Source organism: Brevibacterium mcbrellneri ATCC 49030 (genome assembly GCF_000178455.1).
Classification (GTDB): domain Bacteria; phylum Actinomycetota; class Actinomycetes; order Actinomycetales; family Brevibacteriaceae; genus Brevibacterium; species Brevibacterium mcbrellneri.
Genome location: NZ_ADNU01000012.1, coordinates 78033 through 92031, shown reverse-complemented (window position 1 = coordinate 92031; position 13999 = coordinate 78033). Strand labels below are relative to the sequence as shown.

The 13999-nt window shown below is 56.7% G+C and carries 13 protein-coding genes; all 13 read right to left on the bottom strand.

Annotated elements, in window-relative coordinates:
• Nucleotides 1–17 precede the first annotated feature (17 nt).
• The 13 genes from atpE to argS all read right to left on the bottom strand — a co-directional run bounded on the left by atpE (nucleotide 18) and on the right by argS (nucleotide 13986).
• Nucleotides 18–251 carry an ATP synthase F0 subunit C gene (gene atpE / locus HMPREF0183_RS01790; protein ID WP_005882170.1) on the bottom strand — a complete coding sequence of 78 codons (234 nt, stop codon included), beginning with the start codon at nucleotides 249–251 and terminating at the stop codon, nucleotides 18–20.
• A gap of 88 nt (nucleotides 252–339) precedes the next feature.
• Complete coding sequence (gene atpB, locus HMPREF0183_RS01785) at nucleotides 340–1143, bottom strand: F0F1 ATP synthase subunit A (RefSeq protein WP_050775305.1); 804 nt, start codon at nucleotides 1141–1143, stop codon at nucleotides 340–342.
• 215 nt (nucleotides 1144–1358) lie between these two features.
• On the bottom strand, nucleotides 1359–1793 hold the full coding sequence (locus HMPREF0183_RS01780; protein WP_005882167.1) for a Cg1360 family ATP-synthase-associated protein: 435 nt from the start codon (nucleotides 1791–1793) through the stop codon (nucleotides 1359–1361).
• Nucleotides 1790–2899, bottom strand: a complete 1110-nt coding sequence (locus HMPREF0183_RS01775; RefSeq protein ID WP_005882165.1) for an MraY family glycosyltransferase — start codon at nucleotides 2897–2899, stop codon at nucleotides 1790–1792. The genes HMPREF0183_RS01780 and HMPREF0183_RS01775 overlap by 4 nt, the downstream gene beginning before the upstream one ends.
• A 3-nt stretch (nucleotides 2900–2902) precedes the next feature.
• Nucleotides 2903–3565 carry an L-threonylcarbamoyladenylate synthase gene (locus HMPREF0183_RS01770; protein WP_005882163.1) on the bottom strand — a complete coding sequence of 221 codons (663 nt, stop codon included), beginning with the start codon at nucleotides 3563–3565 and terminating at the stop codon, nucleotides 2903–2905.
• On the bottom strand, nucleotides 3543–4445 hold the full coding sequence (gene prmC, locus HMPREF0183_RS01765; protein WP_005882161.1) for a peptide chain release factor N(5)-glutamine methyltransferase: 903 nt from the start codon (nucleotides 4443–4445) through the stop codon (nucleotides 3543–3545). Before prmC ends, HMPREF0183_RS01770 begins: the two co-directional genes overlap by 23 nt.
• Complete coding sequence (gene prfA, locus HMPREF0183_RS01760; RefSeq protein WP_005882159.1) at nucleotides 4438–5517, bottom strand: peptide chain release factor 1; 1080 nt, start codon at nucleotides 5515–5517, stop codon at nucleotides 4438–4440. Before prfA ends, prmC begins: the two co-directional genes overlap by 8 nt.
• Nucleotides 5517–7352 carry a transcription termination factor Rho gene (gene rho, locus HMPREF0183_RS01755; protein WP_005882157.1) on the bottom strand — a complete coding sequence of 612 codons (1836 nt, stop codon included), beginning with the start codon at nucleotides 7350–7352 and terminating at the stop codon, nucleotides 5517–5519. Before rho ends, prfA begins: the two co-directional genes overlap by 1 nt.
• A 251-nt stretch (nucleotides 7353–7603) precedes the next feature.
• Nucleotides 7604–8527: a homoserine kinase gene (gene thrB, locus HMPREF0183_RS01750; protein WP_005882155.1), complete on the bottom strand. Its 924-nt coding sequence runs from the start codon at nucleotides 8525–8527 to the stop codon at nucleotides 7604–7606.
• Between the two features lies 1 nt (nucleotide 8528).
• Complete coding sequence (gene thrC / locus HMPREF0183_RS01745; RefSeq protein WP_005882153.1) at nucleotides 8529–9602, bottom strand: threonine synthase; 1074 nt, start codon at nucleotides 9600–9602, stop codon at nucleotides 8529–8531.
• Between the two features lie 12 nt (nucleotides 9603–9614).
• Nucleotides 9615–10910, bottom strand: coding sequence for a homoserine dehydrogenase (locus HMPREF0183_RS01740; RefSeq protein ID WP_005882152.1), 1296 nt, complete (start codon nucleotides 10908–10910; stop codon nucleotides 9615–9617).
• Nucleotides 10907–12346, bottom strand: a complete 1440-nt coding sequence (lysA, locus tag HMPREF0183_RS01735) for a diaminopimelate decarboxylase (RefSeq protein WP_005882150.1) — start codon at nucleotides 12344–12346, stop codon at nucleotides 10907–10909. Before lysA ends, HMPREF0183_RS01740 begins: the two co-directional genes overlap by 4 nt.
• On the bottom strand, nucleotides 12346–13986 hold the full coding sequence (gene argS, locus HMPREF0183_RS01730; protein ID WP_005882148.1) for an arginine--tRNA ligase: 1641 nt from the start codon (nucleotides 13984–13986) through the stop codon (nucleotides 12346–12348). The genes lysA and argS overlap by 1 nt, the downstream gene beginning before the upstream one ends.
• Nucleotides 13987–13999 lie beyond the last annotated feature (13 nt).

Genomic DNA, 13999 nt, shown 5'->3' with positions numbered 1-13999 from the left:
ATTCACTCGCTTCCGGATTAGGCACCGAAGATGAAGTATGCTGCAATTCCCAAGAATGCAAGGAGCTCGACGAATGCAATACCCAGGAACATGGTGGTTTGCAGACGGCCGGCTACTTCTGGCTGGCGCGCAGTACCTTCAACGGTCTTACCCACAAGAATACCGATACCAATACCTGGACCGATAGCGGACAGACCGTAACCGACGGTTGCGATGTTGCCGGTGACTTCAGCAAGAATGGAGGTGTCCACGTGCAATATTTCCTTCCGATGTTTTGAGCCAGTCGTTTAACTGGCCTTTTCCTTGTCTTTTTGTGACAGGTCTAATGGGTGCGAACTATCAGTGATCGTGGGACACGCTCAGCTGAATGTACGCGGCGGTTAGCAGAGCAAAGACATATGCCTGAAGAACTGCTACCAAAATCTCAAAGAGGGTAAAGGCGAATCCTCCTACCAGTGTGAGGCCACCAATACCGAACAGGGCGGCCGAACCACTGGTGAAGAAGAAGTGTGTGGCTGCGAAACACAGAACGAGCAGAAGGTGACCAACGATCATGTTGAAGGTCAGACGCAATGTGAGCGAAACCGGACGTGCAATAAAGGTCGAAACGATTTCGATAGGCGTCACGATGATGTACATCAGCGGGGGAACACCGGCAGGGAATAACTGGCTCTTGAGGTAGCGCGCCCCTCCCTGGGCTTTAATTCCGGCTCCGATCATGAACACGTAGGTCACGAGAGCCATAACGAGCGGCATTCCAATGTTGGAGTTGGGCGAGATGTTCAAGAACGGGATGATACCCGTGATGTTCATTGCGAAGACAGTCAGGAAGATGGTTGCAATGAGAGGAAAGAAACGTTCACCGTCTTTCTTACCCAACATGTCGTGTGCGATGCCGGTGCGACAAAAATCGAGCACCATTTCGGCAATCGACTGAGCACGAGTAGGAACTAGGCGTCCACCGCGGAGCATGAGCCAGAACGCAAGCAACAGAACAACGGTGACACCCAGGCGAATGAGCATAATGCGGTTGAGCTCAAACGGAGTACCTGCGAAGAGAATTGCTGGTGGGTTGAATTCTTCAAGACCCGGTGCATGGAATTCCGCTCCCCCGCCTGCGGCAAGGAGCACTGTCGTCGACAAAGCGGAGGGAGTAAACAGGGCAAACTCCTGACAGCTCGGGGCTTACACGCGCGCACGCGTGAAGCCAGTATGGATTGTCTATCTGTGCCGGTGCACTTACTGTGCGACACGTGAAATATTTGAGACCCAGGTCGCTTTCACGACTTTTACACAGGTTCCTCGAATGATTCCTAAAACACTTTATCAACTGTGGAGACCCGAACAAAACTCCGGGGCTACAGTTTGTCTTGGTTTTTTCCTTCTGATGCATGTGTATACGGGATTCTGGCCTTACGCACCGCAACAACATCAATAGATAGTGAGACAACTGCTCCCACTACGAGTGTCAGAAAGAGGGTAAGGCGGTCGTAGAATCCCTTGTCACCGAGCAGTGCGATGACACCTAAGAACCCTGCAATCTTGATGAGAAAACCACCAAGAACGCCAGCAGCCATCACGGTTGGGTCCATGTCAGCCGTTAACAGTAGGACTAACGCGGTGATTGAGAAAAACACGAAAGACACTGCCGCACCGATGAGCGCGGAGTACAGCCCCGGCATTCCGACCGCCACATAGCCAATCACGCCTGCGACCGCCGCTAATACAACTGAAGCGATCAACCCCCACACAATGATGCGAAGCATCAGATTGCGAATGGGCGTACTTTTCATGTCAGTTCCTTTCGAGCAGACAAACGCGAATACAGCGGGTAGAACGTCAAGATCAGTGTCACTGCCACAGCAACTGCGAGCACCGACAAAACAATCGATGTTTGGAACTTCAAGAGCGAAACAGTGCCGAACGCAAAGATCGCTGTCCACATATACAACAGGAGGACCGCACGTGCGTGTGAGTGCCCCAGGGCAAGCATGCGGTGGTGCAGATGCTTAGCGTCAGCAGAGAACGGTGACTTACCGGCGGCCATGCGACGTACAACAGCGAGCATCAGATCAACCAGCGGTAGAACCATCACCGCAATCGGCAAAAGAATCGGCAAGTACGTTGACAGTACGCGTTCGGTAGACAACAGAGCAGGGTCAACCTGTCCGGTGACTCGAATGGTGCTTGCAGCCAACAAAAGCCCAATGAGCATCGACCCAGAATCCCCCATAAAGATTCGGGCGGGGTTGAAGTTATGCGGAAGGAAACCCAGACATGCTCCTACCAAAAGCGATGTGATGAGCGATGCAAGGTTCGCGTAGCTAGTGGGAGAGGTGTCGATAGCCAACTGGTACGTGTACACAAAGAAGGCAATACCACCAATCGTGACGACACCCGCGGCCAAGCCATCGAGTCCATCGACAAAGTTCACTGCGTTGATCGTCACCAGGACAACCAACACAGTCAGAATGAGAGACAGTCGCTGGGACCCAATGATCACGGTGTCAAAAGGAATCGACAAAAGCGCTACACCTTTCAGCGCCATGAAGCCAGCAGCAAGTGTTTGACCTGCGAGTTTAGCGACCCAGTTGATATCCCAGATGTCATCGATCACGCCAAGCAGACACAAAATCGTGCCCGCTCCCAAAATCCCAATCACAGGGTCAGGTTGCTGAAACAAATCCTGTAGAAATGGTGTGTTGTACGCGCACACTACACCTGCGAGAACCCCACAGAACATCGCCACTCCCCCAAGCCTGGGGGTAGGTACAGAGTGGACGTCACGAGTACGAAGCGGAGAGTAAATCCGGCCACGTTCAGCTATTCGTCGGACCATGGGCGTCACCAAATACGCGACCACCGCCGCTACGACCATGACAAACAGATAGGCGCGCACGCGTTACGCCTCCGGCGCTAGAGGTTCCAGACCATCAACGACCTCGGCCAGCTCATCAAAGCTGATGGGGCCTTCCCGCAGCATCCGCGGGACCGACCCACTCATGTCGATAATTGTCGAAGACTGTCCACCGGGAGCTTCGCCGCCGTCAAGGAAGATATCGACGCGATCTCCCAACATAGACTGCGCCTGTTCGACGTTTACCGCAGCAGGTTCACCAGAAAGGTTGGCACTTGAAACAGCGAGCGGCCCCACTTTAGACAAAAGAGCCAGCGTGTCTTCGTGATCGGGCATGCGCAGCCCCACGGTTCCGTGCGTGTCGCCTAAGTCCCAATGCAGGCTGGGTTGAGCGTTGCAGATGATGGTCAACGGTCCCGGCCAAAAGCGAGCGGTGAGTTCCATAACACTACTGTCGACCGCCTCGGCGAGCCCCATCACCGTTTCCGCGCGGGGCACCAACACCGGCGGCGGCATATCGCGCCCGCGCCCTTTTGCTTGCAGGAGTTTGGCAACGCCCTGGGGTGAAAAAGCGTCAGCTGCGATCCCGTAAACGGTGTCAGTGGGAATGACCAGGAGACCGTCGCCACGGACCACACGGGCGCACTCTTCCAATATGAGGTCCCGCACCTGTTCATTGGCAAGGTCAAATGTGCGAGACACGGTCATCCTCTCCTGAAAGTGCACGATATCCGCGGGTAAATCGGTCTCTGCCAGTGTAGTCGCCCACGGTCTCGACGTTTGTGAAACCCGCCCGGTGAAATGCGTTTTCGACTGTTCGCGAATTGTATTCGGCGTGTTCACACATGAACAGTCCCCCGGGAGCTAAGAGTCTGGGGGCGTGCGCGATGATTCTTTGCGGAAGTTCTGAGCCGTCTTTTCCCCCGCCATACAGCGCAAGGTCCGGGTCACTGTTGACCTCTGGCGCGTGTTCGACTGTGCGTGCCACGTATGGCGGGTTGCAGGTGATGACCTGGGCCGAGGTCGCCCCGAGAAATTCTGTCGCGTCACCTAGGTGCGGGATGACGTCACTTCCGTGGGCTTCGAATGTGGGCCTGTACCGCTCGATGTTGCGTTCGGTATAGAGGGCAGCGTCGGGGCTGAGTTCAACCGCGTGGACGTGTGTTCTGGGAACTTCTGTTGCAAGTGCTATTGCGATCGCTCCTGAACCTGTGCACAGGTCAATTGCTGTGTGGTTGTCCCCCGGAAGACCAGCTAAGTGCTCAATGGCGTACGTGACCATGAGTTCGGTTTCGGGACGTGGAATGAACACGCCAGGCCCCACGTGCATTTCGAGGTATCGGAACGGTGCAACGCCAGTGATGTGTTGCAGTGGCACACGCTGAGCGCGGCTCTCACAGGCCCGGGCGTACTGCGCTTTCACCTCACGGGGCACGTCAGTTCCGCGCAAAACGTGACTTCCCAGTTCAGACACGGAAATGTCCCACGCCCACGCGAAGAGTGTCTTCGCGTCGGCTGTGGGACTTTCTATTCCTGCGCGGGCTAGCTGTTGGATAGACTGACGCAACAGTTGATCAGCGTTAGCCAATGTCGTCGAGTCGGGCCGCACGGTCCGCGGCTCGAGCGGACTCTACGACGTCGTCGAGGCGCCCATCCAACACTTGGTCAAGGTTGTATGCCTTAAAACCAGTGCGGTGATCCACAATACGGTTTTCTGGGAAGTTGTATGTGCGGATTCGCTCTGAACGGTCGACCGTGCGTACCTGGGACCGGCGCATGTCGTTGGCTTCGGCTGCCGCTTCTTCGGCTTGCTTAGCCAGAATTCGAGCACGAAGCATACGCATGGCTGCTTCTTTGTTCTGTAGCTGCGACTTCTCGTTCTGACAGCTTGCGACGATTCCCGTGGGCAAGTGGGTAATGCGAACGGCAGAGTCAGTGGTGTTCACCGACTGTCCACCGGGCCCAGATGACCGGTACACGTCGATTTTGAGGTCGTTGTCGTCGAGCTGGATTTCTTCCGGCTCGTCGACTTCTGGGAACACCAAAACTCCCGCCGCCGAGGTGTGAATACGTCCCTGCGATTCCGTCACCGGAACGCGTTGTACGCGGTGGACTCCACCTTCGAACTTAAGCCAACCGTAGACGCCACCTTCACGCGATTTGATCGCGATAGTGATGTCTTTGTAGCCGCCCAAGTTAGCTTCAGTGGAGTCAAGGACTTCAGTGGACCATCCGCGGTGGTCTGCCCACCGCTGGTACATACGCACCAGGTCACCGGCGAACAGTGCGGACTCGTCACCACCTTCACCCGCCTTGACCTCGATGATTGCATCGCGTGCGTCATCGGGGTCTTTAGGAATGAGGAGTTCACGAAGTTTGTCTTGCAGAACTTCAATGCGTTCTTCCAGGCTTTTTGCTTCTTCAGCAAAAGCGGGGTCTTCGCTGGCGAGCTCTTTAGCGTCCTCAACGTCGCTGAGGCACTGGTTGAGTTCGCGATATGTTTTCGCGATCTGGTCCAGTTCGGAATACCGGCGGGTGAGCTTTCGGGCTAACCCGGCGTTCGCGTGAACGTCCGGGTTAGCAAGCTCAGCTTCGATCCGCTCGTGTTCGTCCAGAAGAGAACGAACGCTGGCTTCGACAGATGAAAGATCTGTATCCATCAAGCGTCATCCGCCGCTGACTTTGGCAGAGGTGTCGTCTTTTGTACCTGGAGCAAGAACTCTGCGTTGGAACCGGTTTCCTTGAGCTTGGAAATAAGGAGTTCGATCGCCTGCTGTTGTTCGAGTCCTGCAAGAACTCGACGCAGACGCCACATCACCTTGGTCTCTTCTGGGCTCATGAGGTTGTCCTCACGACGCGTTCCAGAAGCGTTGACGTCAACAGCTGGGTAGATGCGCTTGTCGGCCAGTTGACGACTCAAACGCAGTTCCATGTTTCCGGTTCCCTTGAACTCTTCGAAGATGACTTCGTCCATCTTGGATCCGGTTTCGACCAGCGCGGTAGCAAGAATGGTGAGAGAACCGCCACCTTCGATGTTGCGGGCTGCACCAAAGAACTTCTTTGGCGGGTACAGTGCGTTTGCGTCAACACCACCGGACAGAATGCGACCGGAAGCCGGCTGCGCCAAGTTGTATGCGCGACCCAGGCGGGTGATGTTGTCAAGCAACACCACAACGTCCATACCCATTTCCACCAAACGCTTGGCGCGTTCGATCGCAAGCTCAGAAATGGTGGTGTGGTCATCTGCTGGGCGGTCGAACGTCGACGCGATCACTTCACCTTGAACTGCTCGCTGCATGTCGGTGACTTCTTCGGGGCGTTCGTCTACCAACACGACCATGAGGTGAACGTCGGGGTTGTTGGTGTGGATCGCGTTGGCGATCTGCTGCATGATAGTGGTTTTACCAGCCTTGGGTGGTGCCACAATCAGACCACGCTGACCCTTACCAATAGGCGAGACCAGGTCGATGATGCGTGTAGAGATCTGCTTGGCTTCAGTTTCAAGACGCAGACGTTCCTGTGGGTACAGGGGTGTGAGCTTCGAGAACTCAACGCGACGCTTGGCATCTTCAACTGACAAGCCATTCACTGTGTCCAGCTTGACCAGGGCGTCAAACTTTTCGCGCTTGTTGGGGCGTTCCCCTTCACGCTGCTGACGGATGGCACCAGTCACGGCGTCACCCTTGCGCAGACCATTGCGCTTGACCATGTTCGCGGACACGTACACGTCGTTTGGCCCAGGAAGGTATCCCGAGGTGCGCAAGAATGCGTAGTTGTCGTGGACGTCTAAAATACCGCCCACAGGGATCAGCACATCGTCGGGACGCAAGTCTTGCTCATCGTCACGACCTCGGCGTTTCCGGTCCCTTCCACGTCCGCGGTTGCGGTTTCCGCGGCGACCGTGGTTGTCATCGTCCCCACCGTGCTGGTTGTCGTTGTTGTCACGGTTGTTATCGCGACCACCGTCACGACCGTTGCCACCGTTGCGGTCGCTCTTGTCGTCATTCTTCTTGTCACGGTTGTTGTCACGACCGTTTCCGTCACGACCGTTCTTATCGCGGTTGTTGTCACGACCGTTACCGCCATCGCGACCATTGCTACCGTCGCGACGACCGTTCCGTGAACGACCGTTGTCGTCCTGACTCTTCTGACTGTTGTTGTCGCCCGCGTTGTTGTCTTTGCCCTGAGCGTCAGCTGAAGCGTTGTTCGAGTCATCCCGACGCTGACGCCTGCGCGTGCGACCTTCACTCTGAGACGTATTCTCTTCGCGAGAGTCACCCGCATTTTCAGGTGCCTTATTAGCTACGGGCTCTTGTGAAGTTTTTGGGGCAGAGTTTCCCGATTGCGCAGCCTGAATAGCGTCAATGAGCTCGCTTTTGCGCAAACGTCGGTACCCTTTTATTCCCAGTCCTGCCGCCATTTCCTGAAGTTGCGGAAGTCGCAGGGCGGTGAGGCTTCCCGAACGTACTGGTTCGGACTGTGTGGTTTCTGACACGAAGGTTCCTTCTCCCTCGTTTGGCTGGCACGAAGACATAAGGTGATTCGTCCAGCAACGGACTGCGCACCATGAGGTGCTTCTGTTAGAGAGTATCGATAAATGATACGAGAATGTTCCTTGACAATTCGGCTTAATATCCCGAGCGGAACGCTTTTCACCCTACCTAACTCAAGGCGAGAATGCCAATTCTTCTCGCGTGAGTGTCGCACATGCAGAACAGCTCAAACGGCAAGCCACCTCGTGCCAACTCAGTTGGGCGTCGATGTCACGACGACACCAGAGTCGGCAATGGATGCTGCGATCATCCGGGACTCATCACCTGCCAGAACTTCCTCGCAGCGCGCGAGAAGATCAACCTCGGTCCCCAACACTGCAACCGTGGGACCGGCACCTGAAACCACGGCTGCGAGGCCCGCGTCTCGTAACGCATCTACGCGGGCCAAAGACTCAGGCATCGCGCTGCGCCTGTATTCCTGATGCAGACGATCCACCGTGGCTTCAAACAACAACGACGGGTCATTTCCGATCGCATGCACCAAAAGCCCCGCACACGCGGAGTTGGCAGCCGCGTCTTCGTGTGGAATGAACTCGGGAAGCAAATCTCGCGCAAACTGCGTATCCAAACACGTATCCGGCACAATCAAAACCGTGGTGATGGACGGATGGACGGGTAGGGAGGCAGAAACCGGCTGGCCTTCACCATCCACCCAGCTCACCGACACTCCCCCGAAAAGAGCTGGTGCCGCATTATCTGGGTGCCCTTCAAAACGGATTGCCCACCGCAGTTTGTCTTGCGCCGTAGGTTTAGGCAGGTCAAAGTGTTCCGAAATCACGTCCGCAACCGAAATGCCCGCCACCACGGACGCCGCTGAGGACCCCATCCCCCGTGACTGTGGAATCGCGTTGACGCAGTCGAGTGTCAACCGGTCCCCCACGTCGATTCCGCGGTCGCGCAAAATAGTTGTGGCGACCCGGTGAATGAGGTGGTCCGAAGTGGTAGGCAGTTGCCCTTCCCCCTCACCTGAGACCGTCACACAGTTGTTGAGGTCGACCGGTTCGTCGTGGAGAACAGCGGTGATGTTGTCACACAGGTCCAGCGCCAGCCCAAAGCTGTCATATCCGGGGCCCAAGTTGGCCGAGGTCGCTGGCGCGGATACTTCGATCGTGAGCACGCTATGCTTCCAAGCCCAGCGCGGAGGCTGCCGAGACAACGTCAGCAGATACTTTCACAGGTTCGATCGAGTCGCCACCGGCTGCCTTGAGTGCCCACTGTGGGTCTTTGAGCCCGTGTCCGGTGACTGTGCACACGATTGTGGACTCTGCTTGGATGCGGCCGGCCTGAGCCATTTTGAGGAGTCCGGCAATCGAGGCGGCCGATCCGGGTTCCACGAAAACCCCTTCAGTCGAACTAAGAACCCGGTGGGCTTCGAGGATCTGCTCGTCAGTCACGGAGTCGATAAGACCACCGGATTCGTCACGTGCAGCTTCGGCTTGCTTCCACGACGCGGGGTTCCCAATGCGGATCGCGGTTGCGATGGTTTCTGGGTTGTCTACCGGGTGGCCTTCGACCAGAGGTGCCGCCCCGGCCGCCTGGAATCCCCACATGTGTGGCAGGGACTGAGCCTTACCGGCTGTCTGGTACTCCTTGTAGCCCTTCCAGTACGCCGTGATGTTTCCTGCGTTTCCAACGGGAAGAATGTGCACGTCTGGTGCTTGTCCTAGGGCGTCCACGATTTCGAATGACGCAGTTTTCTGCCCTTCGATGCGGTCCGGGTTCACCGAGTTTACGAGGTGCACGGGGTATGCCTCAGACAGTTTTCGGCACAGGGTGAGGCAGTCGTCGAAGTTCCCGTCGACTTCAACCAGGGTTGCGCCGTGCGCAATTGCCTGGCTCATTTTGCCCATTGCGATCTTGCCTGCTGGCACCAGTACGGCACAGGTGAGCCCTGCTTTGGTTGCGTAGGCAGCTGCGGACGCCGAGGTGTTCCCCGTTGACGCGCAGATGACGGCTTGCGCTCCTTGCGCGCGGGCCTTCGTAATTGCCATGGTCATGCCACGGTCTTTAAACGACCCCGTGGGGTTCATTCCTTCGAACTTCACATGCACGTTTGCACCTACACGGTCCGAAAGGTGTTCAGCGAAAATAAGAGGGGTTCCACCTTCGCCCAGACTGACCACAGGAGTATCTGCGTCAATGTCGAGGTATTCGCGGTACTCGTTGATGACTCCCCGCCACTGGTGTGCCATGACTGTGTCTCCTTATTGGCCTTCGATGCGCAAAACTGAGTGGATTGTACGCACGACGTCTAGATCGTTGAGGTTCTTCACGGTTTGAGCTAACGCGCTTTCAGTTGCTGAGTGTGTTGCAATAACAAGTTTGGCACGCGAGTCTCCGTCCTCCAGGTCATCGTACTGGGACTGTTGGACCAGCTCGATGGAGACCTCTTGGTTTGCGAAAACTTCGGTAACCGCTTGCAGAACACCAGGACGGTCAGCGACATCCAGTGTGGTCTGATAACGCGTGGTGATGTCGCCTAACGACGCAACAGGCAAGATGGTGCGTGCGCGACGTTCGTATTGACCGCGTCCACCCAAAACTTTGCGACGTGCAACCGAGACGATGTCACCCAAAACGGCTGACGCGGTGGGAGCACCGCCGGCCCCTTGGCCATAGAACATGAGTTCGCCTGCTGCTTCCGCTTCGACGAACACAGCATTAAATGCACCACTGACCGAAGACAGAGGGTGTGAGTTGGGCAGAAGTGCCGGGTAGACGCGAGCAGAGACCTTACCTAGGTCGTCGAGTTTCTCGCAGATGCCCAGGAGCTTAATCGTGAAGCCCTGAGCGCGTGCAGTTTCTACCATTTCGGCAGTCACAGAAGTGATGCCTTCGACGTACACGTCGTCGATAGTCACCGGGGTGTGGAAAGCCAGCGAAGCCAAAATGGCAACTTTAGCTGCAGCGTCGTGCCCTTCCACGTCTGCGGTCGGGTCAGCCTCGGCGTATCCCAGTTCTTGGGCTGTTTTCAGGGCTTCGTCAAAGCTCCACCCTTCTGTGTCCATCTTGTCCAAGATGTAGTTGGTGGTTCCGTTCATAATGCCCATGACACGTGTGATGCGGTCACCGGCCAGGGAGTCGCCCACGGGTCGAATAATCGGAATTGCACCGGCAACGGCAGCTTCGTGTTCAAGACGCACTTGTGCATTGTCAGCAGCTTCGAAGAGTTCAGCGAAGTGTTTTGCCAAAAGCGCTTTGTTAGCTGTCACAACCGAAGCTCCAGAGTTCAGCGCGCTGAGAATCAAATCATGGGCTGGATCGATTCCTCCCATGAGCTCCACGACGATGTCAGCCCCCTGAATCGCCACGTGCGCGTCTGCCGTAATCAAGTCTGCTGGGACCCCCGGACGTTCCTTGGAAGTGTCGCGAACAACAACGGACGTCAGCTCCAGGTCGTCGCCAATCCGGTCGCGGAGTTCATCTGGGCGTTCCAGAATGCGTCGAGCGACTTCCACACCAACGGTGCCCGCACCCAATAGTGCGACCTTGAGGGTCATACGTCTCCTTCGAGTAGAGCTGGATCAAATCCAGGGTCGGTTGCAAACAGATCAGAATAGGTTTCGGGTTGAACAATCCAATAGGGGTCGCGTCCTTCTTCCACAGCTAAAACACCTGGACGAGGGACCAGGTTATAGTTCGAGGCTAGTGGCTTGCAGTACGCGCCTGTATCCGGAACAGCAATCAAATCACCAGCTGAGACATCAGACGGCAGATACTCGTCGCGCACCACGATGTCTCCAGACTCGCAGTGCTTGCCAACAACACGTACCACGATCGGTTCAGCGTCAGAGCGCCGGTTTGCCAGTGTGCAGGAATAGTCTGCGTCATACAGTGCGGTACGCGCGTTATCGCTCATCCCACCGTCAATGGACACGTACGTGCGCACACCGTTTTCCGTATGAACAGGTTTGATCGTGCCTACTTCATACAACGTAAAAGCTGCCGGTCCCACGATTGCCCGCCCTGGTTCAAAGGACACGTTCGGAAGGTCGGTGTCTTCGTCTTCGCACGCGCGAACAACAGCGCGAGCAAGTTTGCGGGCCATGTCAGCAAAAGAGCTCGGAGTATCCTGCGAGGTATACCGGATACCGAAACCTCCACCCAGATCCACCTCGGCGACGGGAGCCCCAAAGTCCCGCTGCAAGGTGGCACGCAAGCGAATCACGCGCGTGGCCGCCAGGATGAAGCCCTCTGCGTCAAAAATTTGCGAACCGATATGCGAATGCAAACCAACCAGGTCCAGGTGGGGACTCTTCAGTACTTTCTTGCACGCTTCTAACGCTTGACCGCTAGCCAAAGAAAGGCCGAACTTCTGGTCTTCGTGGGCGGTTGCGATGAAATCGTGCGTGTGGGCTTCGACCCCCACGGTCACCCGCACCATGACGGGCGCAGTCACGCCACAACGCTCGGCGATGCGTTCAACTCGCGGAATCTCGTCGAGCGAGTCCACCACTATGCGACCGATCCCCCACGACACTGCCATTTCCAGTTCAGCGTCTGACTTGTTGTTGCCATGCAGGCCAACACGCCCAGGGTCCACACCGGCAGCGCGTGCGGTCAGCATCTCCCCCAGAGTGCAGGTATCGACGCCTAACCCAGCTTCGGTTGCCCACCTGGCCACGGCAGTGCACAAAAACGCTTTACCCGCGTAGTAACCGCGCGCCGTCATTCCATTCGCCGCGAACTCGCGGTCAAAGCTCTCAGCAAAGTCGCGAGCACGGGTTTGGAAATCGTCCACGTCAAAGACGAAAACGGGAGATCCAAATGTGTGGGCTACGTCTTGCACAGAATGCCCGCACACCGTGAGAACGCCGTCTTTCTTAACCGTGTGCTTAGACCACAACGACGGCATGAGTTCATTGACGTCATCTGGTTCCGGCAACCAAACAGGCGAGGGACCAGCGTGTAGAACACCGGAGGGGTGAGCAGGCATTACATCCTTTCAGGGGCAGAAACGCCCATGAGGTCCAGACCGTTCGACAAGACTGTTGCGGTTGCCATGTCCAGCATCAGGCGAGAAGAATGAACCGGTTCAACCGGGTCATCACCCAAGGGAGTCACGCGGCATGCGTCGTACCACTTGTGGAAGAGTCCGGCGAGAGATTCCAAGTACCTGGCTACCCGGTGAGGCTCTCGCAACTGGGCGGACTGGGCCACAACGCGTGGGTAGTCTGCGAGCGCGGACAGCAGTGCCGCTTCAGTGGGGTCCTGCAGGGTTGCCGGGTCAAAGGAGTCGGTGGAAACGCCCGCCGAGGTGGCTTTCCGCTCCACGCTCTTCGCGCGAGCATGCGCGTACTGGACGTAGTAGACGGGGTTGTCGTTGCTGGCGGACTTGAGTACCTCAGGGTCCAGTGCCAGTGGTGAGTCGGCTGGGGTGCGAGCCAGCGAGTAGCGGACTGCGTCCGAGCCGAGCCACTCCACAAGGTCACGTAGTTCGATGATGTTGCCAGCGCGCTTGGACAGACGCGCCCCGTTAACGGAAATGAGCTGTCCGATGAGAATTTCGATGTTGCGGTTGGGGTCGTCGCCGGCTGTCGCGGCCAAGGCTTTGAGGCGCCCGACGTATCCGTGGTGGTCAGCGCCCAGAAGGTAGATCTTTTCTTCAAAACCACGATCGCGTTTATTGAGGTAGTACGCGGCGTCAGCGGCGAAGTAGGTGGGAACTCCATCTGAGCGCACCAAAACACGGTCCTTGTCATCCCCGAAGTCGGTGGTGCGCAACCAAATAGCGCCTTCGTTTTCGAAGACGTGGCCCTGTTCGCGCAGACGTTCGACCGCCTCGGCGATGGCTCCGGTGTCGTGCAGAGTGCGTTCGGAGAACCACGTGTCAAAGTGCACGCCAAAGGACTCCAGGGTGTCCGAAATGTCTTTCAGCTGCGCTTTGTACGCTTCGTCTTTGACCTGCTCGAAAATGTCTTCGTCTTTTGCGTCGTTCCACTCTGGGTGGCGACTGAGCAGTTCACGGGCGATATCGGCGATGTACTGGCCGGGGTACCCACCTTCGGGCACGTCCTTGCCCCGCATACGCGCAAGTACTGAGTTGGCGAAGGTATCCATCTGGGAACCGGCGTCGTTGATGTAATACTCAGTCGTCACAGTGGCACCGGCCGCTTTGAGTACGCGACCAATGGCGTCTCCGAGGGCCGCCCAACGCGTGTGCCCAATGTGCAGTGGGCCAGTTGGGTTAGCCGACACGAATTCCAAGTTAATGGTGGAGTCTTTGAGTGATTCTCCACGCCCATATTCGCGACCAGCCGAAACGATGTCGGCTGCGAGCTTGCCAGCCGCACCCGCTGCCAAGGTGATGTTTAAGAAGCCAGGGCCGGCCACCTCGGCCTTTTCAATCCCGTCAACATCGCTCAGAATCTGAGCCAGGCCGGTTGCCAGTTCACGCGGCTGCAACCCAGTCTTCTTAGCGGTCTGCAAAGCCACGTTGGTTGCCCAGTCACCGTGGTCACGATTCTTTGGGCGTTCAACGACAAGTTTGGCAGGCACCTCCACGTTCGTTCCGTGCGTTTCGTTGTACGCGGAGATGGCCTGTTCAATAGCGAGTTTGAGTTCTTCGGGTGTCACATGCCCTAGCCTA